General features: G+C 34.6%; 27 protein-coding genes. 14 read left to right on the top strand and 13 right to left on the bottom strand.

Annotated elements, in window-relative coordinates:
• The first annotated feature begins 84 nt into the window (after positions 1 to 84).
• Positions 85 to 1020, top strand: coding sequence for a hypothetical protein (locus FOL89_RS14640; RefSeq protein ID WP_144283539.1), 936 nt, complete (start codon positions 85 to 87; stop codon positions 1018 to 1020).
• A 70-nt stretch (positions 1021 to 1090) separates the two neighbouring features.
• On the opposite strand, the gene FOL89_RS14635 is transcribed toward FOL89_RS14640, so the two are convergent.
• The 3 genes from FOL89_RS14635 to ruvX form a co-directional block, all read right to left on the bottom strand.
• Positions 1091 to 1651 (bottom strand): DUF5606 family protein, encoded by a 561-nt coding sequence (locus FOL89_RS14635; RefSeq protein WP_144283538.1) that lies wholly within the window; start codon positions 1649 to 1651, stop codon positions 1091 to 1093.
• Between the two features lie 70 nt (positions 1652 to 1721).
• Entirely contained in the window at positions 1722 to 2294 is a 573-nt protein-coding gene (def, locus tag FOL89_RS14630) for a peptide deformylase (protein ID WP_144283537.1), read from the bottom strand.
• Entirely contained in the window at positions 2291 to 2707 is a 417-nt protein-coding gene (gene ruvX / locus FOL89_RS14625; RefSeq protein ID WP_144283536.1) for a Holliday junction resolvase RuvX, read from the bottom strand. Before ruvX ends, def begins: the two co-directional genes overlap by 4 nt.
• A 201-nt stretch (positions 2708 to 2908) precedes the next feature.
• On the opposite strand from ruvX, the gene FOL89_RS14620 reads away from it, so the two are divergent.
• On the top strand, positions 2909 to 3391 hold the full coding sequence (locus FOL89_RS14620) for a SixA phosphatase family protein (protein WP_144283535.1): 483 nt from the start codon (positions 2909 to 2911) through the stop codon (positions 3389 to 3391).
• Positions 3392 to 3554: 163 nt separating this feature from the next.
• On the opposite strand, the gene FOL89_RS14615 is transcribed toward FOL89_RS14620, so the two are convergent.
• Positions 3555 to 5096, bottom strand: a complete 1542-nt coding sequence (locus FOL89_RS14615; RefSeq protein WP_144283534.1) for a serine hydrolase — start codon at positions 5094 to 5096, stop codon at positions 3555 to 3557.
• A 198-nt stretch (positions 5097 to 5294) separates the two neighbouring features.
• Here FOL89_RS14615 and FOL89_RS14610 point away from each other — a divergent pair, with 198 nt between their 5' ends.
• The 4 genes from FOL89_RS14610 to FOL89_RS14595 all read left to right on the top strand — a co-directional run bounded on the left by FOL89_RS14610 (position 5295) and on the right by FOL89_RS14595 (position 7810).
• The gene (locus FOL89_RS14610) at positions 5295 to 5792 is read left to right on the top strand and encodes a metallophosphoesterase family protein (RefSeq protein ID WP_144283533.1); all 498 of its coding nucleotides are present in this window, start codon (positions 5295 to 5297) and stop codon (positions 5790 to 5792) included.
• Positions 5793 to 5933: 141 nt separating this feature from the next.
• Complete coding sequence (locus tag FOL89_RS14605) at positions 5934 to 6428, top strand: Smr/MutS family protein (protein WP_144283532.1); 495 nt, start codon at positions 5934 to 5936, stop codon at positions 6426 to 6428.
• An 18-nt stretch (positions 6429 to 6446) separates the two neighbouring features.
• Entirely contained in the window at positions 6447 to 7163 is a 717-nt protein-coding gene (locus FOL89_RS14600) for a DUF3822 family protein (protein WP_144283531.1), read from the top strand.
• A 65-nt stretch (positions 7164 to 7228) separates the two neighbouring features.
• The gene (locus tag FOL89_RS14595) at positions 7229 to 7810 is read left to right on the top strand and encodes an RsmD family RNA methyltransferase (protein ID WP_144283530.1); all 582 of its coding nucleotides are present in this window, start codon (positions 7229 to 7231) and stop codon (positions 7808 to 7810) included.
• Between the two features lie 35 nt (positions 7811 to 7845).
• On the opposite strand, the gene murI is transcribed toward FOL89_RS14595, so the two are convergent.
• The 7 genes from murI to sucC all read right to left on the bottom strand — a co-directional run bounded on the left by murI (position 7846) and on the right by sucC (position 15887).
• Positions 7846 to 8676, bottom strand: a complete 831-nt coding sequence (murI, locus tag FOL89_RS14590) for a glutamate racemase (RefSeq protein WP_144283529.1) — start codon at positions 8674 to 8676, stop codon at positions 7846 to 7848.
• 109 nt (positions 8677 to 8785) lie between these two features.
• Positions 8786 to 9910: a radical SAM family heme chaperone HemW gene (gene hemW / locus FOL89_RS14585; RefSeq protein ID WP_144283528.1), complete on the bottom strand. Its 1125-nt coding sequence runs from the start codon at positions 9908 to 9910 to the stop codon at positions 8786 to 8788.
• A gap of 53 nt (positions 9911 to 9963) precedes the next feature.
• A complete protein-coding gene (locus FOL89_RS14580; protein WP_089745345.1) occupies positions 9964 to 10914 on the bottom strand; it encodes a PorP/SprF family type IX secretion system membrane protein in 951 nt (316 codons plus the stop codon).
• A gap of 51 nt (positions 10915 to 10965) precedes the next feature.
• Entirely contained in the window at positions 10966 to 12030 is a 1065-nt protein-coding gene (locus FOL89_RS14575) for an RluA family pseudouridine synthase (protein ID WP_144283527.1), read from the bottom strand.
• Between the two features lie 66 nt (positions 12031 to 12096).
• Positions 12097 to 13122, bottom strand: coding sequence for a PASTA domain-containing protein (locus tag FOL89_RS14570; protein ID WP_144283526.1), 1026 nt, complete (start codon positions 13120 to 13122; stop codon positions 12097 to 12099).
• Between the two features lie 183 nt (positions 13123 to 13305).
• The gene (locus FOL89_RS14565; RefSeq protein ID WP_144283525.1) at positions 13306 to 14511 is read right to left on the bottom strand and encodes an RsmB/NOP family class I SAM-dependent RNA methyltransferase; all 1206 of its coding nucleotides are present in this window, start codon (positions 14509 to 14511) and stop codon (positions 13306 to 13308) included.
• Between the two features lie 185 nt (positions 14512 to 14696).
• Positions 14697 to 15887, bottom strand: coding sequence for an ADP-forming succinate--CoA ligase subunit beta (sucC, locus tag FOL89_RS14560; RefSeq protein WP_144283524.1), 1191 nt, complete (start codon positions 15885 to 15887; stop codon positions 14697 to 14699).
• A gap of 304 nt (positions 15888 to 16191) precedes the next feature.
• Here sucC and FOL89_RS14555 point away from each other — a divergent pair, with 304 nt between their 5' ends.
• From FOL89_RS14555 to FOL89_RS14540, 4 genes are all read left to right on the top strand, one after another.
• The gene (locus FOL89_RS14555; RefSeq protein WP_144283523.1) at positions 16192 to 17181 is read left to right on the top strand and encodes a D-alanine--D-alanine ligase; all 990 of its coding nucleotides are present in this window, start codon (positions 16192 to 16194) and stop codon (positions 17179 to 17181) included.
• A gap of 93 nt (positions 17182 to 17274) precedes the next feature.
• Positions 17275 to 17739: a pantetheine-phosphate adenylyltransferase gene (gene coaD, locus FOL89_RS14550; RefSeq protein ID WP_144283522.1), complete on the top strand. Its 465-nt coding sequence runs from the start codon at positions 17275 to 17277 to the stop codon at positions 17737 to 17739.
• Between the two features lie 76 nt (positions 17740 to 17815).
• Positions 17816 to 18448 carry a trimeric intracellular cation channel family protein gene (locus FOL89_RS14545; protein ID WP_144283555.1) on the top strand — a complete coding sequence of 211 codons (633 nt, stop codon included), beginning with the start codon at positions 17816 to 17818 and terminating at the stop codon, positions 18446 to 18448.
• 66 nt (positions 18449 to 18514) lie between these two features.
• On the top strand, positions 18515 to 19357 hold the full coding sequence (locus FOL89_RS14540) for a T9SS type A sorting domain-containing protein (RefSeq protein ID WP_144283521.1): 843 nt from the start codon (positions 18515 to 18517) through the stop codon (positions 19355 to 19357).
• A gap of 49 nt (positions 19358 to 19406) precedes the next feature.
• On the opposite strand, the gene FOL89_RS14535 is transcribed toward FOL89_RS14540, so the two are convergent.
• Both FOL89_RS14535 and FOL89_RS14530 read right to left on the bottom strand, forming a co-directional pair.
• The gene (locus FOL89_RS14535; protein WP_144283520.1) at positions 19407 to 19976 is read right to left on the bottom strand and encodes a DUF2892 domain-containing protein; all 570 of its coding nucleotides are present in this window, start codon (positions 19974 to 19976) and stop codon (positions 19407 to 19409) included.
• A gap of 83 nt (positions 19977 to 20059) precedes the next feature.
• Positions 20060 to 20545, bottom strand: coding sequence for a dihydrofolate reductase (locus FOL89_RS14530; RefSeq protein WP_144283519.1), 486 nt, complete (start codon positions 20543 to 20545; stop codon positions 20060 to 20062).
• 86 nt (positions 20546 to 20631) lie between these two features.
• On the opposite strand from FOL89_RS14530, the gene FOL89_RS14525 reads away from it, so the two are divergent.
• The 4 genes from FOL89_RS14525 to FOL89_RS14510 are packed head-to-tail and all read left to right on the top strand — an operon-like array spanning position 20632 to position 23024.
• A complete protein-coding gene (locus FOL89_RS14525; RefSeq protein ID WP_144283518.1) occupies positions 20632 to 21240 on the top strand; it encodes a LemA family protein in 609 nt (202 codons plus the stop codon).
• Positions 21237 to 21668 (top strand): TPM domain-containing protein, encoded by a 432-nt coding sequence (locus tag FOL89_RS14520; protein ID WP_144283517.1) that lies wholly within the window; start codon positions 21237 to 21239, stop codon positions 21666 to 21668. The genes FOL89_RS14525 and FOL89_RS14520 overlap by 4 nt, the downstream gene beginning before the upstream one ends.
• Entirely contained in the window at positions 21649 to 22446 is a 798-nt protein-coding gene (locus FOL89_RS14515) for a TPM domain-containing protein (protein ID WP_144283516.1), read from the top strand. Before FOL89_RS14520 ends, FOL89_RS14515 begins: the two co-directional genes overlap by 20 nt.
• A complete protein-coding gene (locus FOL89_RS14510) occupies positions 22440 to 23024 on the top strand; it encodes a hypothetical protein (protein ID WP_144283515.1) in 585 nt (194 codons plus the stop codon). Before FOL89_RS14515 ends, FOL89_RS14510 begins: the two co-directional genes overlap by 7 nt.
• The last annotated feature ends 80 nt before the right edge of the window (positions 23025 to 23104 follow it).

Below are 23104 nucleotides of genomic sequence, written 5' to 3'. Positions count from 1 at the left end.
AACTTTAAAAGTCTATTGCTTTATATGGTTAACTGAAAACAAATTTTAGTGTAGAAATAATTTTTTATATTAGTAGAAAAACTAATGACTTTACTATTATTCACAATTACTTTAGCTATCGTAGCAGCATTATCATCGTTTTTAGACATTGAAAAGAAATCTAAAAACTATAAAATTAAAAATATTTTGATAGGAATATTTCTAATTGGAACAATCATATCATCCATTTTTCAATTTAAAACTTCAGAAGATGATAAAATAGAATCAAAGAAAAAAGATAGTGCATTTGTAAAATCCCAAAAAGATTTAATTAATTTACAAATTAAAAATAAAAAGGAATCTGATTCTCTTGATAATATTATTATTTCCTTAAATAATAAACTTGATAGCAAAACAGAAGATTTGTTAAATTATAGTAATAAAACTTTAAAATCTCAAAGCGAATACATTAAATATTCAAATGGATCTGATCTTCCAGAGCTTGGTTTTGTTTTTCGTAGCAATAATCAATTCTCTATATTTTTCAAAAATTCTTCAAATTACCCAATCTATAACGGAAAAGCAATGATAAAAGATTTTGATTTGATTTTAGAAAGATGTCCATTTCAAATAAAAGGAAACAAAATTATCTTTTTTAAAAATTGCTATGATCCATATATTTCCGAATATAATATTGGTACTATATCTCCTAATAAAGAAAATTTTATTGATCAAAAATATTTTTTTGGAAATACGCATCATTATATCGCAGAGTTTAAAACAATCCAAAAGACTTATTTATTTTACTTTATAGTAAATTATCGTGCAATATATTTCAATACTGTTTATCGAGTTTATGAATTAAAAAATAATGGTAAAAAGGATTTCATAAAGGAATCTTATGCGACTACAACGCTTGATAATTATTTAATTAATGAGCCATATTCCACGAAAGAATTTAAGTTCGGTCCTAAATTTAGTGACAAATATTGGGAAGATAAATTCCACATTAGCCTAATTCAAGAAACTACTAATTGGTAATATTAGCAAACCAACAAAAAAACCTCATCATTTCTGACGAGGCTTATATTTTAAATTAAAGATCAATGAATTATCCCATTTTTCTGTGGGTACTTTTTGCAGCTGCTTTTGCACCTGTATTTGCTTTTACTTTAGGAGTAGCCGGCTTTTCAGCTTTAGGGGCTGCTTTCTTCGGAGCCTCCTGATCAAGACTTACTTCTTCCACTTTTTCTCCGTCTATTGTTTCAGGTTCTGCTTTTACAAAGCTTTCAGGGGTAATGTATCCTGCTTTGTGAAGAATATTATACCATTGAGCCAATTTTTTAATATCTGATGTATACACTCTTTCCGTATCATAATTGGGAAGAGAAACCGACATAAACTCAGTAAGCTCTGCTTCTGATGATTTATGGGAAATAGTCTCTTTGTAATCGGAATTTTTAGCAATATTTTCAAAAACTTCAAACAAAGGCACCTCTTTGTCGAATGTGAACATGGCAATATTATCCAAAAGACTTACCTGACTGGAGTTACCGATGCTCACTTTCTTTTTTGAAGTAACATCTTCAATGATAAATCCGTTTCTCAATTGCGAAACCAACTTGTAAAGTCCTGGTTTTCCGGAAATTGAAATTATTTTTTCTAACAGCATAATTTTTTTATTTTTTAATTTCAACAAAAGCTTTCGGCTTTCTATTTTATAATTTACTTAGTTATATTTTCTATTTTGGGAATCTCATTTTATAATTGATAGAGACATCTCCCTGCGTAATTTTTGTAAGCTTTCCTTTTACAAGTTTCTTTTTGAGGGCACTCAGATGATCTGTAAAAAGCGTACCTTCTATATGATCATATTCATGCTGAATTACGCGGGCTCTAATATCGGAAAAAGTTTCTGTATGCTTCACAAAATTTTCATCAAAATATTCGATCAGAATTGTACTCTTTCTTTTTACATCTTCCCGCACATCCGGAATAGAAAGACAGCCTTCATTAAACTTCCATTCCTCGCCAGATTCTTCAAGAATTTGTGCATTAATAAAAACCTTTCTGAATTCTTTCAGTTCGTCTGCGATATCTTCGTAATCTTCATCTTCTGCCAAAGGAGTTACATCTACGATGAATAATCTGATGTCTAAACCAATCTGTGGTGCAGCCAGCCCGATTCCGTTGGCGCTGTACATGGTTTCAAACATATTATCAATCAGCTCCTGAAGGTCAGGGTAATTTTTATCTATTTCTTTTCCCGTTTTTCTTAAAACCGGATCTCCAAAAGCTCTTATTGGTAAAATCATCTTGTTTTCTGTTCTAAAAAATTCTGCAATATAATCGTTGCGCTTACTTTGTCTATCAAACCTTTCTGTTGTCTCTGCTTTTTACTTTTCCCGCTTTGGGATATAAAAAACGATGCCATTTTTGAAGTAAAACGCTCATCGAATCTTTCTACTTCAATATGAGGATATTCTGTTTTAAATTTTTCAATAAAGCTTAAAATATCCTTTTCTACTTCAGAAAGCTGACCTTTCAAATCTACGGGAAGTCCTACCACGATAGTTTCTACTTTATTTTTACTGAAATATTCTGTAAAAAATTCCATTAAAAACTTGGTTTCTACGGTATCAAGTCCGCTTGCAATAATTTGCAAATCATCTGTTGCCGCAACGCCGCAACGGGCTTTTCCGTAATCAATCGCAAGGATTTGTCCCATAAGTCTGCAAATTTAATAAAATTTACTGATTTTATTTATTACACAGTTTTTTTTATGAAATCATATTTTTTATTAATTAATTTTTCTTTAATTTTATGTTTCTCAAAATCAATGCTATAAAATTGCCATAGCTGCACGTGAGTCATCAGCAACAGAAACCAAAGCAAAATCCTATGGCAAATAAACAATAAAAAACTATATATGAAAAAACTTATACTCGTAAGACATGCGAAAAGCGACTGGCCGGAAGAAACTGATGATTTTGACAGACCTTTAGCGGATAAAGGTTTGCACGATGCTTTAAAAATGTCTAAATTTCTAAAAAACAACAGCATTGATATAGATTATCTGATTTCCAGCCCTGCTGTAAGAGCCTTACATACTTGTAAAATTTTTAATGAGACTTATCATCTTGACTCAGCCACTAATGATAAGCTGTATCATCCTTCTGAAAATAATTTTCTCTCTGTCATTTATGATCTTGATGACAGTCTGAATTCTGTTGCTCTATTCTCTCACAATAACGGAATTTCTAATTTTGCCAATTCCATTTCTGAGGATATTTTTCATTTCCCTACCTGCGGAGTTGCCGGTTTTGAGATCAGCTGCGATTCATGGTCACAATTTGAAGGGGCTAAAAAAAAACTGCTTTTCTTCTACGAACCGGGGAAAATAAAAGTTTAACGAAAAAATTCCCCTCCTTTGGAGGGGTGGCGAAAATTCGACAGAATTTTTGACGGGGTGGTTAAACACTTTCAAATCTAAAATTAATTTCAAGCTAAAGTCAATTTAATACAAACAAAAAAACGGACTACAGCCCGTTTTCTATTGACAAATATTATAAAAACTATTTCTTCTTCAAATCCAGATCATCAAAATCAAAACTGAAATCTGTAATATCAGAAATCGCTTTCATTTTTACTGATTCGGCTTTACCATTTTCATTATAATTAAAAATCAGATAAGCATCAGCATCATAACTTCTGTCATCCCACTTGATGAGAAAGGTATTGGTTGAGAAAGGTAGCAGTTCACCTTTTAATCTCGGTGAGTTTTTACAAAAAATCCTGTAAGTATTTCCTGTTTGAGAAATTTCTACATCACCAAACCATTGGTCGTTATAAGTTCCTGCAAACTGTTCCGGTTTTGGATGAAGATGCTTCTCTTTTCTGAATGCGTCAGATTTGGCAAATGCTTCTTTTTTCTGCTTATTAAACTCTTCCTCCATTTTTTTCATTCTTTCACTATAAGTTTTTAGCCAGTTTCTATCAGCAACTCCAAGATAAGAATCTTTCACTGTGTTCGTAATTGTGTTGAAAGCCGCTCCTGATTGCTGGTTCGTTAAAACAACAATTCCCAGTTTCATATCCGGAATCAACGTAAACTGTGTTACAGTTCCGATCAGTCCGCCTGTATGCTGAATTTGCTTATGCCCTTTTACATCACTTAAGAACCAGCCTAAACCATATCCATAGAAACTTGTGTCATAAGGATTTTTCATTGCAACTCCACTTGGAATCTGCAGACTCCAAAGCTGCTGAATATTTTTATCTGAAACTAGTTTTTTGCCTTCTTTTGTTGTAAAATTATTCAGAAGGCATTCTGCCCATGTTGTCATGTCTTTGATGTTGCTCATAATTCCTCCTGCTGCATTAGCTGTCTCATTCCAATCATGAGGAACGGCAATCGCTTTTCCATCTACCGGAGCGTGTGCATCAATTTTGTTGACAACTGATTTTGCTCTATTGTAGCTACCAAAGCTTGATGTCATGCCGACAGGTTTCATTATTTTTTGCTCAATAAATTCCGCCCAGCTTAATCCGGAAATTCTGGTAATTACTTCTCCGGCTACAATAAACATAATATTGTTGTAATCTAAAGTCGTTCTGAAAGGATTTTCAGGCTTTAAATATCTCACATTATGTACAATATCATTTAACGTCAAACTTCCGCCTTCCGGAAAAAACATCAAATCTCCCTGTCCTAAACCTAATCCTGCTCTATGAGTAACCAAATCTTTGATGGTAACATTTTGTGAAACATACGGATCATACATCTGAAATTCAGGAATATATTTTGAAACTTTGTCATCCCAATTCAGCTTTCCTTCATCAGCTAAAATTGCTAAAGCAACACAGGTAAAACCTTTTGAATTAGAAGCAATTCCCACCAGAGTATTATCATCCATCGGCTGTCTGTTTGTTAAAGAACGAACTCCGAAACCTTTAGAATATATAATTTTACCATCTTTGATGATCCCAACCGACATTCCCGGAACATCGAAAGTTTTTAAGGTATTCTGAATAAGTTCGTCCAGTTTTTTTTCTTCAACCTGCCCAAAACAGATAAGAGATAAAAGAAGAAAGAAGAAAGAGAAATTTTGCTTCATTGTTTTTTTAATTTTTCCAAAGTTAATCAATTCGGGATTATTGAGTAAATTTGTGACTTGTTTAAACCGCAAAAGAATCAAAAGATTTTGTTTGTTGTAAGGTTTCAAAGTTCACAAAAACCAAGTGAATGATCTTGTAATCTTTTGAAATGCTATCCAACTATTCTTCTGTAACTTTTGCTGTATAAAAAATTGAAAATGACCAAAATCCTTCTCCTTTCCGATTCTCATTCTTATATTGATGACAGAATTTTAGAATATGCGCAGCAAGCTGATGAAATTTGGCATTGCGGCGATTTTGGCAGTTTCGAAATCATTGAGCAGCTTGAGAAAATAAAACCTTTAAGAGGTGTTTACGGAAATATTGACGGCGCAAAAATCCGTTCTGAATTTCCTGAAGTGAACCGATTTATGTGTGAAAATACGGAAGTTATGATGATTCATATCGGTGGTTACCCAGGAAAATATTCTCCTTTAGCTCAAAAAGAACTATCGGAAAGTGCTCCAAGATTATTTATTTCCGGACATTCTCATATTTTAAAAGCGATGTATGATGATAAAAACAAATTACTGCATCTCAATCCAGGAGCCTGTGGAAAACAAGGATGGCATAAAATGAGAACCATGATGCAGTTTGTGATTGACGGCGAAGAAATAAAAGATCTGGCTATTATTGAACTCGGAATGAAGGTTTAAATAATTATTGATGTAATATAATTTGTCAGGATAAAATTAGCCCTGATTGCAGCGGTTACCCCACAACAAGCGAAGGAAAAAGCTTGGAGTGAGGAGTATGAGCGGAAAGCAGGTTCCCGGCTTCTAAAAAAAAATTATCGTGTGAGAATTGGAGATCAAATATCTGTATTGGATGAAGATTTGAGCGGAATCATTACTTCCGTGAATGGAAATATAGTGACTTTTAAAGACGAATATGGTTTCACCTATCAATATCCGAAAGAAAAACTGGTGCCGAAAAATGCTTCTATCTACGAAAACATAGAAGTCGTAAGAAAAGCTGAACCAAGAAAAGTGATTTCTAAAAAGCATGACAAAAATCCATTAATTCTTGATCTGCACTTCCATAATCTGGTTAAAAACCCCAATGATTATGACAGTTTTGAGAGACTTTTCATTCAGAAAGAAAAATTAATTGAAACCATTAATTTCTGCCGGAAAAATCATTTGAAAAGACTGGAAATTGTACACGGAATCGGTGACGGTGTCTTGCAGAAAATGGTGTGGGACGTTCTTGAAAGCCAGACCAGTCTGGATTTTTACAATAAAGAGATTCTGCATCATCAATCGGGGGCAATAATGGTAGAATTTCACTAAATTTGCATCAATTGCAATATGAACGTACTACATTTACTTTTTACAAAAGACGGATTGATTTACCAGATTGCTAAAAATAAAAGCATTCTGGAGGAAAAATCTTTTTTCGTCAACGAAGAATCTCCCGAAAATTTTATTTCCGGTAAACTGGAAGAAGTTTTACTAAAACAGAGATATGATGAGATTTCCGTCATTTCTGCACTGAATCATTTTACATTGATGCCTGAAGGTTTTAACGACCATGAATCCGGATATGACCTGATTGCATACAACGCTCCCGTTGATAAGGAAAATGAAGAACTGATGCTTTCTGTGAATAAAAAGTTCAAAGTTCAGTTTTATTATACTTTTCCCAAAGATTTTTATCATAAAATTAAAGATCTTTCAATCCCTGTGAAGTTTAATTTTTCAGGAGAAAAGTTTTTAAATTCTATTCATCATAAGAATAAAAAGGAAATTCACATCAATCTTTATCATAATCAGTGTGAGTTTTTTGCCATTGATAGCAAGAAAGTGATTTTATACAACAATCTGGATGTAAATTCGGAAGTAGATTTTCTTTATTTTGTGATGTTTACATTAAGCAAAATCGGCTTCGGAATCAATGAGACTCAATTTTATGTGTATGGTGAGACTACGGAAAATGAAACATTTATCTCAGAGCTTCAGAAGTTTGTGAAGAATATAAAGATTGTTTTTGATAATATTCCGAATAAGAATTTCATCCTTAATTAGGTTGTTGGATGCTGTTTTAGAATTAGTTCTACTGCAACCTGCTACCAACCTCTAAAATCTAAAAAATGTACAGAATAATCTCCGGCAGATGGAAAGCCAAAAAAATAGCCGCCCCAAAACACTTTGATGTAAGACCGACAACGGATTTTGCGAAAGAAGCATTATTCAGTATTTTGGAAAACACGTATGATATGCAGTCGATTTCCGTACTTGATTTATTTGCAGGAATCGGTTCTATAAGCTTGGAGTTTGCTTCCAGAGGTTGTCAGGATGTGACCTCTGTGGAAATGAATCCCAAACATACATCATTCATCAATTCTACAGCGGCAGAATTAGATATGAGCTTACAGATTAGTACCCAACGTGGAGATGTGTATGACTGGCTCAAAAAATTCCGTAATAAAAAATCTTATGAGATTGTTTTTGCCGATGCTCCTTTTGAAACGGACGAAAAGAAATATCAGGAATTGATTTCGTTAGTTTTGAATAATAAATACCTGAAACCGAACGGAATCCTGATTGTAGAACACCAAAGCAGATTAAAACTGGATCATCCGAATTTTAAATCTACAAGAAAATACGGTAATGTGAGTTTCAGTTTCTATGAACCTAATCCTGAAGAAAGCACAGACATCCAACTTGAATAAAGCAAAAAAGACTCTGAAAATGAGTCTTTTATTATTTATAATACCCGAAGTTCTAGATCTATTGTTTTTCCAAAGAACTTCTTAGAAATTTTTTCAAAATTTTTGGTGATATCTGAAAGATAAAACTGATAAGTTGGCTTAGCATTGTTTTCGTTCAGCAAATGATATTTATCTAAAATAATCTTTAGCTGATTGGCAACAATATTAGGTGAATCTATAACACGGACACGATTGCCATAATACTGTTTGATTTCATCAATCAATAAGGGATAATGTGTACACCCTAAAATTAATGTTTCAATATTTTTCAGTTTGCTGTTGCTGAGATAATTATAAATAATTGCATGAGTGATGGGATGATTTTTAAACCCTTCCTCAATAGCAGGAACCAAAAGCGGAGTTGCCAGCTCATCAACTTTGATAAATTTGTTGTGTTTCCGTATTGATTTTTTGTAAAGTCCGGAATTTACAGTTGCTTTGGTAGCAATCACCCCTACGTTATTGTGGATTTCGTACGAAACTTTTTCAGCAACCGGATTAATTACGTCAATCACCGGAACTTTTCCCTGTACAGAATCCATTACTTCATTCAAAGCATTTGCTGTAGCCGTATTACAGGCAATTACTATCGCTTTGCAATTTTGTTCTAAAAGGAAATTAGAAATTTTCGTAGAATATCCTATAATTGCTTCTTTGGACTTTTCACCATAAGGCAGGTGTTTGGTATCGCCAAAATAGATAAGATTTTCATTGGGGAGTAATCTCCTGATTTCTTTGGCTACAGTAAGCCCTCCCACTCCGCTGTCGAAAATTCCGATAGGCTGATCAGGTGAGAGATGCGAATAATCCGGCTTTTTATTTTTCAAAACTGAACTGAAATTTTATACAAAAATAAACAATTTGTTGGATGCAGGAAGATGGATGTCGCAAGTTTTTCAAATACCGTTTTCCAGATTGGGGTTTCAGGATTTCAGACTAAACGATAAACAAATCCGAAGCAATTCCGTCTGCCATAAACCAATGCTTTTCAGGAATTTTAAGATGATCATCTTCAATTTTCAGAACTCCTTCGGCTAATTTGTCTTGAATTTCTTTATGAAAATGATATAATATATCATTAGAAAATTTTTGTTTCAAATGATGGATATTTACTCCCCAAGTCGTTCTAAGACCGATCATGATCATTTCATTAAACTGATCCTGCTGAGAAAGGGTTTCAGTTTCTACAGCCAGAATACCGGAATTTAGCTTTTTACTATATTGTTGATTATTGGCGATATTCCAGCTTCTGATATTGTTTCCGTTGTATGAATGCGCCGAAGGACCAATTCCAAGATATTCCTGATACTTCCAATACGCAGAATTATGTTTTGAATGAAAACCAGGTTTGGCAAAGTTGGAAACTTCATAATGCTCAAAACCATTTTCTTTCAGAAAATCTTTCATGTAATAAAATTCGAGATTCTGCTCTTCCTCTTTTGGAGTAGCAATTTTTCCTTTTGCAACCCAGTTTTCCAAAGCTGTCTTGGGCTCTACGGTCAAGGCATAAGAAGAAATATGAGGAATTTCCAGTGAGAGGGTTTTGCTTAGATTTCGCTTCCAAATTTCTAAGTTGGAAGTTGGTGAACCATAAATCAAATCAATACTCAAATTTTCAAATCCAAAATCCTGAGCTCTTTTGATTGAACTCTCTGCTTCTGAAGCACTATGAGCCCGGTTCATAAGTTTCAGATCTTCTTCAAAAAAACTTTGAGTTCCTATAGAAAAACGATTTATCGGTGATTCTGATAATGCTTTTAAGAAGTTTTTGTTTAAATCATCTGGATTTGCTTCCAGTGTTACTTCTATATCTTTATCAAAGTTGAAATATTTTAAAACTTCATCAATTAAAGAATTAATTTCATCAGCTGAAAGAATTGAAGGGGTTCCGCCTCCAAAATACAGTGACTTCAGGCTTTTATTTTGGAGTTCATCTTTTCGAAGCCTTATTTCATTCTTTATCGCAGCAATCATTTCATCTTTAAACTGTAAAGATGTTGAAAAATGGAAATTGCAGTAGCTGCATTTCTGTTTGCAAAAGGGAATGTGAATGTAAATCATAAAAAAAGCTCCGAAAAAATTCAGAGCTCAAATTTATTCAAATTAAATTGATATTAGTATCTAAATCCTCTATGATTGATAAAGTTATCGAAATTGTAGCCAAGACCGATCATGAAGCTGTTTCCACCGTAAGTCTGGATATCAGACATTCCAAGGTTATAAGTTGCTCCCACCATGAATTTGTTGAATCTAACTTTTACGATTGGTGAAATACTCAATTGCTGATTATCAAATCTGTTCTGAACAGCTCTGTAGCTCGCTCCGATAGAGAATGCATTGATGTCATTTGAGAAAGTTGCCATCAGGTTGAAATCTGTCATTCTTGTAGAGTTGGTATTCAAATTTACCAAAACAGAAGGTGTAAGTGCGATATTATCTGCAAGCTTCCAGTCGTACCCTAAATTTAAAAAGAATTTGATTGGTGAAGGCTCATAATTATTTACAATAGATTCGTCGTTACTTAAAGCGATATCATTTACCGATACTCCACCGAAGATTCCTCTGTACGTAGCAGCTAAACCGAAGTTAGCATATACCATGAAGATGTTACTTTCGTTACCCTGTAGTAAAGGATCATAACCGTCTTCTGTATTAATTTTAGAATAATCAAAATTCATATTGTAAAAATTAACACTTGTACCAAAAGAAAACTGATCTTTTCTCTCTCCTTCACTGCTTAGTGGAATAAAGTAAGAAGCTCCTGCTGTGATACCTCCTGCAGAAATAGGACCATTGCTGTCTCTAAAAACGGAAATACCCGCTCCAACTCTGTCAAAAATATTAGCGTTGATCCCCACTGACTGTACGTTAGGAGATTCGCTGAATTTTGAAAATTGCTGTTGATAGTTTAGATTAAGCTGTACATAGTCCGTTTTACCGTATTGTGCAGGGTTGAACAGGAACTCACCATCCAAAAGATATTGCTGATAGTATGGTAATGATTCTTGTGCTTTGTATGCATTCGACAAAAGAGCTAAACATACGATAGCATATAGTTTTCTCATAACAAATCTTGATTTCAATTCAACAAATATAAAAAAATTCTCAATATATTTTTAGTTTTCTAAATAATTTCTCCATTTTTTTACGGCATCCGCCATATCTTTTGGCATAGGACTCTCAAAATACAATTCCTTTTTGGTTGTGGGGTGTACAAAACCAAGAGTATGAGCATGCAAAGCATGTCTTGGTAAAATTTCAAAAACATTCTTTATAAATTGTTTGTATTTTGGGAGATTAACTCCTCTCAGAGCGATATTTCCTTCATACCTTTCATCATTGAATAAGGTGTGACCAATATGTTTAAAATGAGCCCTGATCTGATGTGTCCTCCCTGTTTCAAGCTTGCACTCTACCCAAGTCATGTATCTGAAGCGTTCTAAAACTTTATAATGGGTAACTGCGTGTTTCCCCTGACTTCCGTCAACATAAGTGTGCATCTGCATCCTGTTCTTCGGATGTCTGCCAATATGCCCTGTAATTGTACCCTCATCTTCCTGTACATTCCCCCACACAAAAGCCCAGTATAATCTCCGGGTTTTTCTCTCAAAAAACTGTTTGGCAAGAAAACTTAAAGCATATTCATTTTTAGCAATTACCAAAAGCCCGGAAGTATCTTTATCAATTCTGTGAACCAGTCCTACTCTGTCAAGATCAGATTTTTCACCTTTTTTTTGAAAATGAAAAGCCAAAGCATTTACCAGAGTTCCATCCCAATTACCAAATCCGGGGTGCACCACCATCCCTGCTTCTTTATCCACAACTACCAGATCATCGTCCTCGTATACAATATTAATGGGAATATCCTGCGGAATAATGACATTCTGACGTGGAGGATGAGCCAGCAAAACAGAAATTTTATCACCGGGCTTTACCTTGTAGTTTTGCTTTACAGGAACACCATTCACGACTACATTTCCTGCACGGCAGGTTTGGGAAATTTTATTCCTTGAAGAATTTTGCCTGAAAATAAGAAGATATTTATCAATTCTCAGAAGCTCCTGTTTATTATCGGCTGTGATATTAAAGTGCTCATAGAGACCTTTATTTTCTTCATCAAGATCCGTTGCATGAGAATCTAAAAATTCTTCGTCCAAAAAATCTTCGTTATCGTCTGTCATTGTTTTCTTTATATAAAAAGCTTCAACATTATTACAGTTGAAGCCATTATTTATATTTTAAATATCTTAATTTATTACTTTTTTAGCTTTTGGCTTATCCTGTGTTTGTGCAGCTGGTGTAGCATCAGCTTTAGGCTTTTCTGCCGGAGTTTTTGTAGCAGATGTGCCAGATTTTGCAGGTTCCTGTTTAGGCATTTCTTTTTTCTGAGGAACTATAGGAGCAGGTTCTGTAAACACGGGCTCATGAACATAGGGTACTTCCTCATACCTTATGGGTGGCAAAGTAGTATCTACTTTCATTCGGTATATCGAATTAAGCTCATCAATTTTACCGCGCAATTCAGCAGGAGTTTTTTTACTCGCCCAAAGATCAATCTGCATTCCCTGATCACGAATATCTCCCGATGCAGGATCCTGATAATACACAATATCTGAATCATCATTACCAGCATCTTCATGATTCACCGATCCCAATTCAAAAAGGTTTCTTGCGATAACCATTTTTGCCTCTTTTACAGTTAAACCAACAACATTAGGAACAGAAATATTTCTTAAAGGACCTGAACCTACGACAACATCTACTAATGAGAATCTTGGGATTTTAGTTCCCGGTTTTATAGGATTTCCTTTAAATAAAATTCTGAGAACAGCATCTTTCTGAATGCTTGGCTCATAGATGGTATCGGAAACCTTTAGCCCGACCTGTTCCAACCTTTGAAACGCCAAACCGGAATATTTATTAATTACATCCGGAATTGCAACAGGAGCCCAACTTTTAGGATTCACCATCAGCTGAATTGCTCTTCCATCTTTTACCCGGGAACCAGGCGAAGGATAAACTTTCAAAACCTGAAGCGGTCTGTATTTAGGATTATAAGCAGCACTGTCAACTTCGTAATCAAGTCCGGCATCTTCTAATATCTTTACAGCATCGTGTACTGATTTATTCATCACATTAGGAACAGGAACTTCCTGTCCATGATTGGTGTGATATTCCAGCCAACGGAAAGTGAGATAAACCAATCCCACAAAAACACCTATGGCAAGAACTAAATTGAGTAAAACTTTCCAGTTGAAAAGTGATTTAAGCATACTTTAAAATACTTTAATATTAAGGCAAAGATAAATAATAATTTTATATTGAAGTTTTTATTGAATCGAATTACTTCAACAAAAAATTCTGCTGACGATGAATTGTTCGCATATTACGAAACAATAAACTACTTCATACACGATAAAGTAGTTTATTTTTTTAAAAATTTTCGCCAAAAAAATTTAAGATATTCTCTCAATCAGAGCCATATAAAAGCCGTCATATCCTTCGCTTGGCATTACTTTTTCGTCTTTTATAAGTTTAAAGTTAGAGTTATTCCTGATAAATTCAGCTACTTGTTCGTTATTCTCAGAAGGAAGAACCGAGCAGGTAGCATACACCATTTTCCCACCCACTTTCAGCATTTTAGAATAATCATGAATAATCTGCTGTTGTTCTTTTTTTATTCTATCTATAAAATCCTGATCTATTTTCCACTTGCTGTCGGGATTTCTTTTTAAAACACCCAATCCTGAACAGGGTGCATCAATCAAAAGGCGATCTGCTTTCTCATGAAGACGTTTAATCACTTTATTATCTGTGATTACTCTGGTCTCAATATTGTGTGCTCCCGCTCTTTTTGCCCGGCGTTTAAGCTCGGCAAGTTTCCACTCAAAGATATCTAAAGCGATAATCTGCCCTTTATTTCCCATCAGCGCAGCTAAATGAAGTGTTTTCCCGCCCGCTCCGGCACAGGCATCCACTACACGCTGTCCTTCTTTTACGTCTAAAAAGTAGGCAATTTTTTGTGAAGAGGCATCCTGTACTTCAAACAAACCTTCTTTAAAAGCAGTGGTAAGAAAAACATTTTTTTTCTCTTCCAGCTGTACTGCATCAGGATAATTTCTGACAGGATAAGACACTACATTCTCATCGGCAAGATCAGAAATCAGTTCTTTCGTGGTAGTTTTCAGAGAATTTGCTCTTAAAACAGTGGGAGCCTGCTCATTAAGAGCCAACATTTCTTTTTCCCATTTAGTGCCCAATTCTTTTTCAAGCGTTTCTGCAAGCCACTCCGGGATAGAATGTTCGATAGCTTTGGTAGGAACAGTTCCTTTTTTAAGCTTGGTAAGAATATCTGCTATTTTTATCCCATCAAATTCTTCAAATTTTTTGTAGTTGGTTTTACTCCAAAGAAGATAAGCCAGCATCAATTTGTAAACATTATTGGGCTTTACACCTTCCCCCATGTAATATTCAAGACGTTTTTTCCAACGGATAATATTATAGAAGATTTCAGAAACGACAGCTCTGTCCTGACTTCCCCATTTTTTGTGGGCTTTTAAAAGTCTTTCAATAACTTTATCTGCATATTTGTTTTTCTCAAAAAAAGTTTCCTGTAAAGCATCGTGAATACCGATTGCAAGGTTTCTGTGTATCAATTCCATAGGGAAGTTTTAAAAAATTTAATTCCGGATAATACTCCAAAATTTTTGCAAAAATAAGCATTTTTAATGAGTGTTGACTGGAATTACAATTTTACTTCAGAAAGCTGCATTCCATTACATCACCATATATACAAAAAAACCACTTCAAAACTGAAGCGGTTTCGATTATCATTAAAATTTTAGTCTTAAGCTAAAACTTCTTTTACTTTATTTGCAGCTTCTTCCAAAGTAATTGCAGAGTGAACCGGAAGACCAGACTCGTCAATTAATTTTTTAGCTTCAACAGCATTCGTTCCCTGCAATCTCACGATCAAAGGAACAGGAAGGCTTCCCATTGCTTTATAAGCATCTACAACTCCCTGTGCAACTCTGTCACATCTTACGATACCTCCGAAGATATTAATTAAGATTGCTTTTACGTTTGGATCTCTCAAGATAATTCCGAAAGCAGTCTGTACTCTTTGTGCATCTGCAGTTCCACCTACGTCTAGGAAGTTTGCAGGGTTACCTCCGGATACTTTGATGATATCCATTGTAGCCATTGCAAGACCAGCTCCGTTTACCATACAAGCAACATTACCGTCTAATTTCACGAAGTTAAGACCAGCTTCACCAGCTTCCACATCCATAGGATCTTCTTCTCTTGTATCTCTCAATTCAGCTAAATCTTTGTGACGGAATAATGAGTTGTCATCCAAAGTTACTTTAGCGTCTACAGCGATAATTTTGTTATCAGATGTCTTCAAAACAGGGTTGATCTCAAAAAGAGATGCATCAATACCTGTATAAGCAGCATACAGATTAGAAATAAACTTGGTGAATTCTTTGAAAGCATTCCCTTCAAGACCTAAATTGAAAGCAATTTTTCTAGCTTGGAAACCTTGAAGACCAAGAGCCGGATCAATCAATTCGTTGTGGATCAAATGAGGAGTTACCTCAGCAACGTGCTCAATATCCATCCCACCTTCAGTAGAATACACAATTACATTTTTACCTTCTGCTCTGTCTAAAAGGATAGAAACATAGAATTCTTTAGTCTCAGTTTCCCCTGGATAATATACATCTTCTGCAACCAAAACAGAATTTACTTTTTTACCTTCAGCAGAAGTTTGTGGAGTTACCAACTGCATTCCGATGATGTTCTGAGCGTTTTCTTTAAGCTTATCCATGTTTGGAGAAAACTTTACACCTCCGCCTTTTCCGCGACCTCCTGCGTGGATCTGTGCTTTTACAACCCATCCCTGAGCTCCGGTTTCAGCCGTAAGTTTTTCAGCAGCTGCTACAGCTTCATCTACGTTGTTTGCAACGAAACCACGTTGGATAGCTACTCCATACTTTGATAAAATCTCTTTTGATTGATACTCGTGAAGATTCATATTATTTTTAGTATTTAATTTTTTAAAATTTAAAGGTTGACAAATTTACTAAAAATGAACAAAGCAGGAAAGAAATTTATTGATGTTTTAAATTTATACTCAAAACCGAATGCATTCTGAAATATATTTTAGTAGTGAAACCTGAATCTGTTTAAAAACGTCTTTGATGTGAACTAATTTTATCTAAATAAAAATGAAAGGAATGTTCTGAGTTTTTACGATCTTGAATTTTAGATTTAAAATTAAAAAAATTAGATACTAGCATACAGAATTTGCTTAATTTTGCCTTTATTGACAATTTGATATGAGCAAAAAGCAAGTCGCCGTAGTGATGGGCGGTTATTCTGACGAATACAAAGTTTCTCTGAAAAGCGGGCAGTTGATATACGATTCATTAGACCGTGATCTTTACAATGTTTATAAAGTAATTATACTGAAAGATGAATGGTATTATTTGAATGAAAAGGATGAAAAAACAACCATTAACAAAGGTGATTTTTCTGTAAATACAGATAACGAAACCCTGAAATTTGACGTCTGCTTTAATATCATCCACGGAACTCCTGGAGAAAACGGAATTCTTCAGGCTTATTGGGATGCCATTGGACAAAAATATACAGGTTGTGATTTTTATCAGAGTGCTTTAACTTTTAATAAAAAAGATACATTAGCAGTGCTTTCAAAATACGGAATTCCTGCTGCAAAAAGTATTTACCTGAGAAAAGGTGAAGAAATTAATATGGATGAGATTATAGAAAATCTGGGACTTCCTGTTTTCGTCAAACCTAATCAATCCGGTTCTTCCTTGGGAATTTCAAAGGTTAAAGAAAAATCTGAGCTTATTGCCGCCACAGAAATTGCCTTTAAAGAAGATAATGAAATTTTAATTGAAAGTTTTCTGAACGGAATGGAAGTTTCGGTAGGAGTTATTGATTTTAAAGGAGAAACTATTGTACTTGGAATTACCGAAATTGTTCCTAAAAACGAGTTTTTTGATTACGAAGCCAAATACGAAGGTGCTTCAGAAGAAATTACCCCTGCAAGAATAGATGATGCAACCAGAATCCGTGTGGAGGAAATCGCCAAAAAGGCTTACAATTCCCTAGGAATGAGTGGGTTTTCCAGAAGCGAATTTATTTTGATGGACGGAATTCCTTATATGCTGGAAATGAATACCAACCCTGGATTTTCTCCGGCAAGCATTCTTCCGCAACAGGCAAAACATTATGGAATTTCCATTAAAGATCTTTGTGGCAACGAAGTTGAGAAGGCTTTGAATAAAGTTAGAAGTTAGAAGTTAGAAGTTAGAAGTTAGAAGTTATGCAAAACTACCCTATCAGTATAAACTAAAGACGACACCAAACACAAAAAAATAAAATTCTTACGCATGAAAATTGCCGTTTTTCCGGGATCTTTTGACCCAATTACATTAGGACATTACGACATTATTGAAAGAGCTGCTCCTCTTTTTGATAAATTAATTATAGCTATCGGGCAAAATTCTCAGAAGAAATACATGTTTCCTCTGGAAAAAAGAATGGAATTTATCCGGAATTCCGTAGCTGAATTCCCCAATGTGGAAGTCGATTTTTTTGAAGCACTTACTGTTGATTATTGTTTTGAAAAAAATGCTCAGTATATTCTCCGCGGACTCAGAAATCCTGCCGATTTCGAGTTTGAAAAAGCTATTGCTCATACCAACAGAACGCTGGCTCATAAAAAACTGGAAACCGTTTTTCTTTTGACTTCATCAGGAAAATCTTTTATCAGCAGCAGCATCGTAAGAGAAATCATCAATCATAAAGGAGAGTATGAACTTCTGGTTCCTGAAGCGGTGAGAATTGAAAAATAAATAATAGATAAGTAATAATTAAGATTAAAATAAATGAAATTTAATCTATTTGTCATTTATCAGCACCAATCATAGAATGCACGAAAACTTCAACCTTATCATAGAAATTCTCGGAACGATCTCTTTTGCGATGTCGGGAAGCTTTGCTGCGATGCAGAAAAGACTTGATCCTTTTGGAGTTTTGATCATTGCTTTTGTGACTTCAGTGGGTGGAGGAACAGTAAGAGATTTACTGCTTGGCATTCCTGTTTTTTGGATGCATGATCTATTGATGTGCGGATTGATTTTGGCAACCAGCATCTTTGCCATGGTCTTCAAATCTATTGAAAAGAATTTTAAAGTAACTTTATTTATTTTCGACAGTTTCGGTTTAGGATTGTTTACCATTATTGGTGTTCAGAAAGGGCTTAATGCAGAAATTCATCCATTAATCTGCATTGCTTTAGGAACAATTACCGGCTGTTTTGGTGGAATTATCCGTGATATTTTGCTGAATAGAATTCCTTTAATTTTTAGAAAAGAAATTTATGCAAGCGCATGTATTATTGGCGGATCAGGTTTTTTACTGCTTACAAATTTTACCAGTCTTTCTTATACATTCATACAAATTTTCACTATTCTTCTTATTGTTTCGGTAAGAACACTGGCTGTAAAATATCATTGGCAAATGCCTAAATTTTACGGATACGAGCAAAACTCAGAAATGTAACAACTCAAAGAAAATTGTTATTTTGATAATTTTTACTAAATTTATGGTTAATAAATTATCAATTATATGAGAAATTCTACTTTTTTTTACTTTTTGTTATTCGGATTAATCAGTTTTATTCCGTTAAATGCACAACAACAAGTCACGATTGGAAGCGGCACCTCAAATTGGTACTACTCTCCTATCACAAGACTGTTTGAACATGGAGCGAGCGAAACAATTTATGACGCATCAGAGATTGGAACTACAGGAACCATCAATTCTGTAGGATGGAATATCGTAAGCAATGCCTATGCAACGCCAACAGGAAATGTTTCTATCTACATGAAAATGTCGACCCAAACTGCTGTTTCTACGCCTACAAGCACAACAGGTTACACCCTCGTGTATACCGGAAATGTGAATAATGATGTTGTAGGATGGCAGAATATCACACTTACAACTCCTTTTCAGTATAATGATTCTACAAAAAATCTCGTGGTTTTGGTAGTACATGCTTCGGGAGATTATACTCTTTCGCCACCAAATTATGCTTACTCAAATGTTGCGGATAAGTCATCTTATTATTACAGCATCTCTAATGCATGGAATGAAACCAGAACAATGAATACTACACCCAACCGAACAAACATCAGGTTGGTTTTTGGCAATTTAAGCACTGTAGAGATTGACGGTAAAACATCTGTAAAGTACTACCCTAATCCTGTAAGAGATATTTTTAATATTTCGGGTAGCCAGAGTATTGCTTCGGTAGATTTTTACAATTTATCCGGACAAAATATTTTAAGTCAGAAATTTGACAGCAAGGATGTTTCTATTAATTTATCAAGATTAACAACAGGAAATTATTTAGCGAAAATTAGTTACAAAGACGGCTCTTCAAAAACAGTAAAGGTGGTAAAACAGTAAATAAACAATGGCAGAAATATTTCTGCCATTGTTTATTTTTGAGATTGTATTAAAAGAATTTTCCTCTATTCCTCATATTAGGATTGTGCATATGCTTCTGCATGGTCGGCATTTTTAGCTGATCTTTCAGCATTTTGATCTGATCGGTCATCATTCCCGCAGAATCCAGCCTTTTAGCTTCTTCCAAAAGCTTTTGCCCTTCCTGTCTCCTTCCTTTAGAGATTGCGCCCGCTGCAAGGTTCAAGGTAGCCATCGCACGATCGTGTTTCATATTCAGGCCATAATCTAAAGCTTTTTTCATCAAAGGTTCTACTTTGGTCGGATGATCCTGTGCCAAGATTAAACCTTGCAGATAATGATAATATCCGTACTGGTTTTTATGAAGCTCTGTTCTGTAGTTTTTAATATTATTTAAAAATTTTGAAGCCTTTTCCATATTCTGCTTTCTCAACTGCCAGAAAGCAAGCAATATATTTTCATTTTTGAAAAATAAGAAAATCGGCAAGGCAGAAAGAAGAAAAATAACAATTCCCCATCCCAAATTTCTGGTAAAAAACATCATGTAAATACCTCCCAAAATAAGAAGTGCTGCCACTATGATTTTTATATTTTTATTCATGATTAAATTTTAGAAGTGCAAAGATAAAACATTTAAAGGTTAGAAGCTAGAAGTTAAGCGCTAGAATTCCTACAACTATTTTTTTAAAATTTTTCGAATGTCTGAAAACAGAAATCATATTGATTTTTTTCATCTTTTTCATAGCATACCTCACCGGTTTTCTTCCAGGTTTTAGAATCAATTTCAGGGAAATACGTATCCGCATCAAGTGTTGCTTTTACCAGAGTTACTTCCAGTTTATCAACAATTTCCATTGTTTGTTCATAAATAGTACCACCACCAATGATAAAAATCTCTTCATCTATTTTTTTTGCAAACTTTACAGCCTCTTTGATACTTCCTACAATCAGAATTCCTTCTTCAAACCAGTCTTTTTTTCTGGAAACAACAATGTTGGTACGGTTAGGAAGAGGTTTTCCGATACTTTCGTACGTTTTTCTACCCATAATTACGGGATGCCCGGAAGTAATTTCTTTAAAATGTTTTAAATCTTTAGGAAGATGCCATAACAATTGATTATCAGAACCAATCTCATTATTTTCTCCCATTGCAACCACAATTGTTGTCATTTATTAAATTTTATGCAAAATTAGCACTTAATTTGTATATTTGAGTAGCACAAAAAACATTAAAAAATTAAATTAAAAATTCAAACATGAAAAACAAAGGCTGTTTCAGCGCCGGAACTATCGGCATTGCATTACTTATTATTGTCGGAATACTATTTTTCTGGGGTAAAAGCGGTTACAACAATTTTGTAGCTCAGGAGCAAACTGTAGATGCAAAGTGGTCTAATGTACAAACCGTATATCAAAAAAGAGCCAACCTCATTCCTAATCTTGAAAGAACTGTAAAATCTTACACCAAATTTGAGCAGGAAACTTTAACAAAAGTGATTGAAGCCCGTTCAAAGGCAACTTCAATTAACATCAATCCATCTAATCTTACAGAAGAAGACATGGCAAAATTTCAGGCAGCACAAGGCGAATTAACAGGAGCTCTGAGCAGATTGATGGCGGTGGTAGAATCTTATCCTAATCTAAAAGCAGACCAGCAGTACGTCAATTTCCAGAGAGAATATATTGCGATTGAAAACAGCATCAGAATGGAAACAGTAAACTATAACGATGCTGCAAGAGATTATAATATTTTAATCAAACAGTTCCCTAATAATATTTTGGCAAACTTTACCAATTTTAAAGAAAAACCGCTATTTAAAGCACAGGCAGGAGCTGAAAATGCACCAAGCGTATTTACTGAATAATGAATCGCTTTTTAACAGACCATCAAATAGCTTCCCTTGTGGAAGCTATTCAATCGGCAGAAAGTCTTTCTACCGGAGAAATCCGCGTACACATAGACTCTACAACTGATGACAAAATTGCAGAAGCGGCTTTTGAAGTTTTCAAAGAACTCTGTAAAGACAAAACTGCAGAAAAAAATGCAGTCCTTTTTCATGTCAATTTTGAGCAGAAATATCTCACAATTATTGGTGATACTGGAATTCACGAAAAAGTACATCAGTCTTTCTGGGATCATCTTCACGACTACATCACTTCCGAATTTGCAAAAGGACATTTTTATCAGGCTTTGAAAAGTGCTATTCTGGAAACCGGAATCGAACTGAAAAAGCATTTTCCAATTAACGGAAAAAATCATAACGAACTACCCGATGAGATTACATTCTCTTAAAATATTTTTTATTTTCATAATTGCCAGCTGTTTTAATGTTATTTCAGCACAGTATACAATTCCGGAAAAACCTGCCGTTTTGTATCCTGTATATGATGAAGCCAACCTTCTTACCCAACAGGAAAAAGATGCATTAAACAACAAGCTCATTCAGTTTGCAGATTCTACATCCACAGAAATTGAAGTTATCATTATACCTTCTACAAAAGGAGAAGATATTAATTTTCTTGCGGCAACTTTCGGCGAAAAATGGGGAATCGGACAAAAAGATGTAGATAATGGAGTGGTTTTTCTGATTGCAAAAGAAGACCGAACCATGTCTATCCAACAGGGAAGAGCCGTTGAGCAATATCTTACCGCTTCTGTTGCCGGGCAGATTTTAGATTATATTGTAACGCCACAATTTAAAAAAGGAAAATGGTACGACGGTATTAATGGTGGAACATCTGCCATTATGGATGCTGTTCAGGGAAAATTCAAACCTTTACAGAAACATCATAAGGGTAATTCAGGAGAAGCTAAACTGATTATTATTGCATTTATCATTTTCATTATTCTTGTCATCATTATGAGCAAAGGAGGTGGTGGAAATGATGACGACGGAGATATTATTCTCAGCCGAAGAGGACGCAGAAATTATCCGGGAGGATTCTTTCCTTTTCCTGGAAGCTTTGGCGGTGGTGGTTTTGGCGGCGGAAGTTCTCGTGGCGGTGGCGGATTTGGAGGCTTCGGAGGAGGAGGAAGCTTTGGAGGAGGCGGTGCTTCGGGAGGATGGTAGATCAAGTTATTCAGATTATGCATTATAAAAATTTTGTTATTCTTATTGTGTTGTTCTTGACAATAGCTTCCTGCGAAAAGCCTAAAGAAATTCTTATTTTGAATTCGGTTTTCTTCAATTCTCAAATGCAAGATGACTATACGTCTCTCATGAACAATCCGAACTTGAAATTCAGTGAAACTAAATATACAAATGTCCCAAAAGAATTTAAACCCTTTACGGCATATGAATTCAGCGGAACAAAAAATGTTTTTTTCGCAAGTGAAGTAAATCAAGTTTTTATATCACTAATACCTAATGGTCGAAATTATAGTGCTACGCAAATAATTAAATTTAGTAATTCTCAGGATAAATATAAAGAATTCGAGAATTTAAAAACTTCTTTAAAACCATATGCAAAAGAAATCAGTGAATTTGAAAAGTCACCATTTGGTAATATTCCAAAGATTATAAAGCACTTTCAGATGAAATTAAAAGATGAGTTTGGCGGCGGTATTATTGAGCTTATAGTTAGCCCTCCTTATGATACACTCTCCATACGTTACGATACCAAAAAAACTATTCCCTTACAAAAATAACAGGAAGTTTTGTTACAATAATTCCGAAGTTAGAAAATATAAATTTCAAAGACGAAAAAAATAATCAAGCCTACTCTCAT

This window comes from Chryseobacterium echinoideorum, assembly GCF_007474535.1.
Classification (GTDB): Bacteria; Bacteroidota; Bacteroidia; order Flavobacteriales; family Weeksellaceae; genus Chryseobacterium; species Chryseobacterium echinoideorum.
This window is presented reverse-complemented; position numbering and strand designations above follow the sequence as displayed.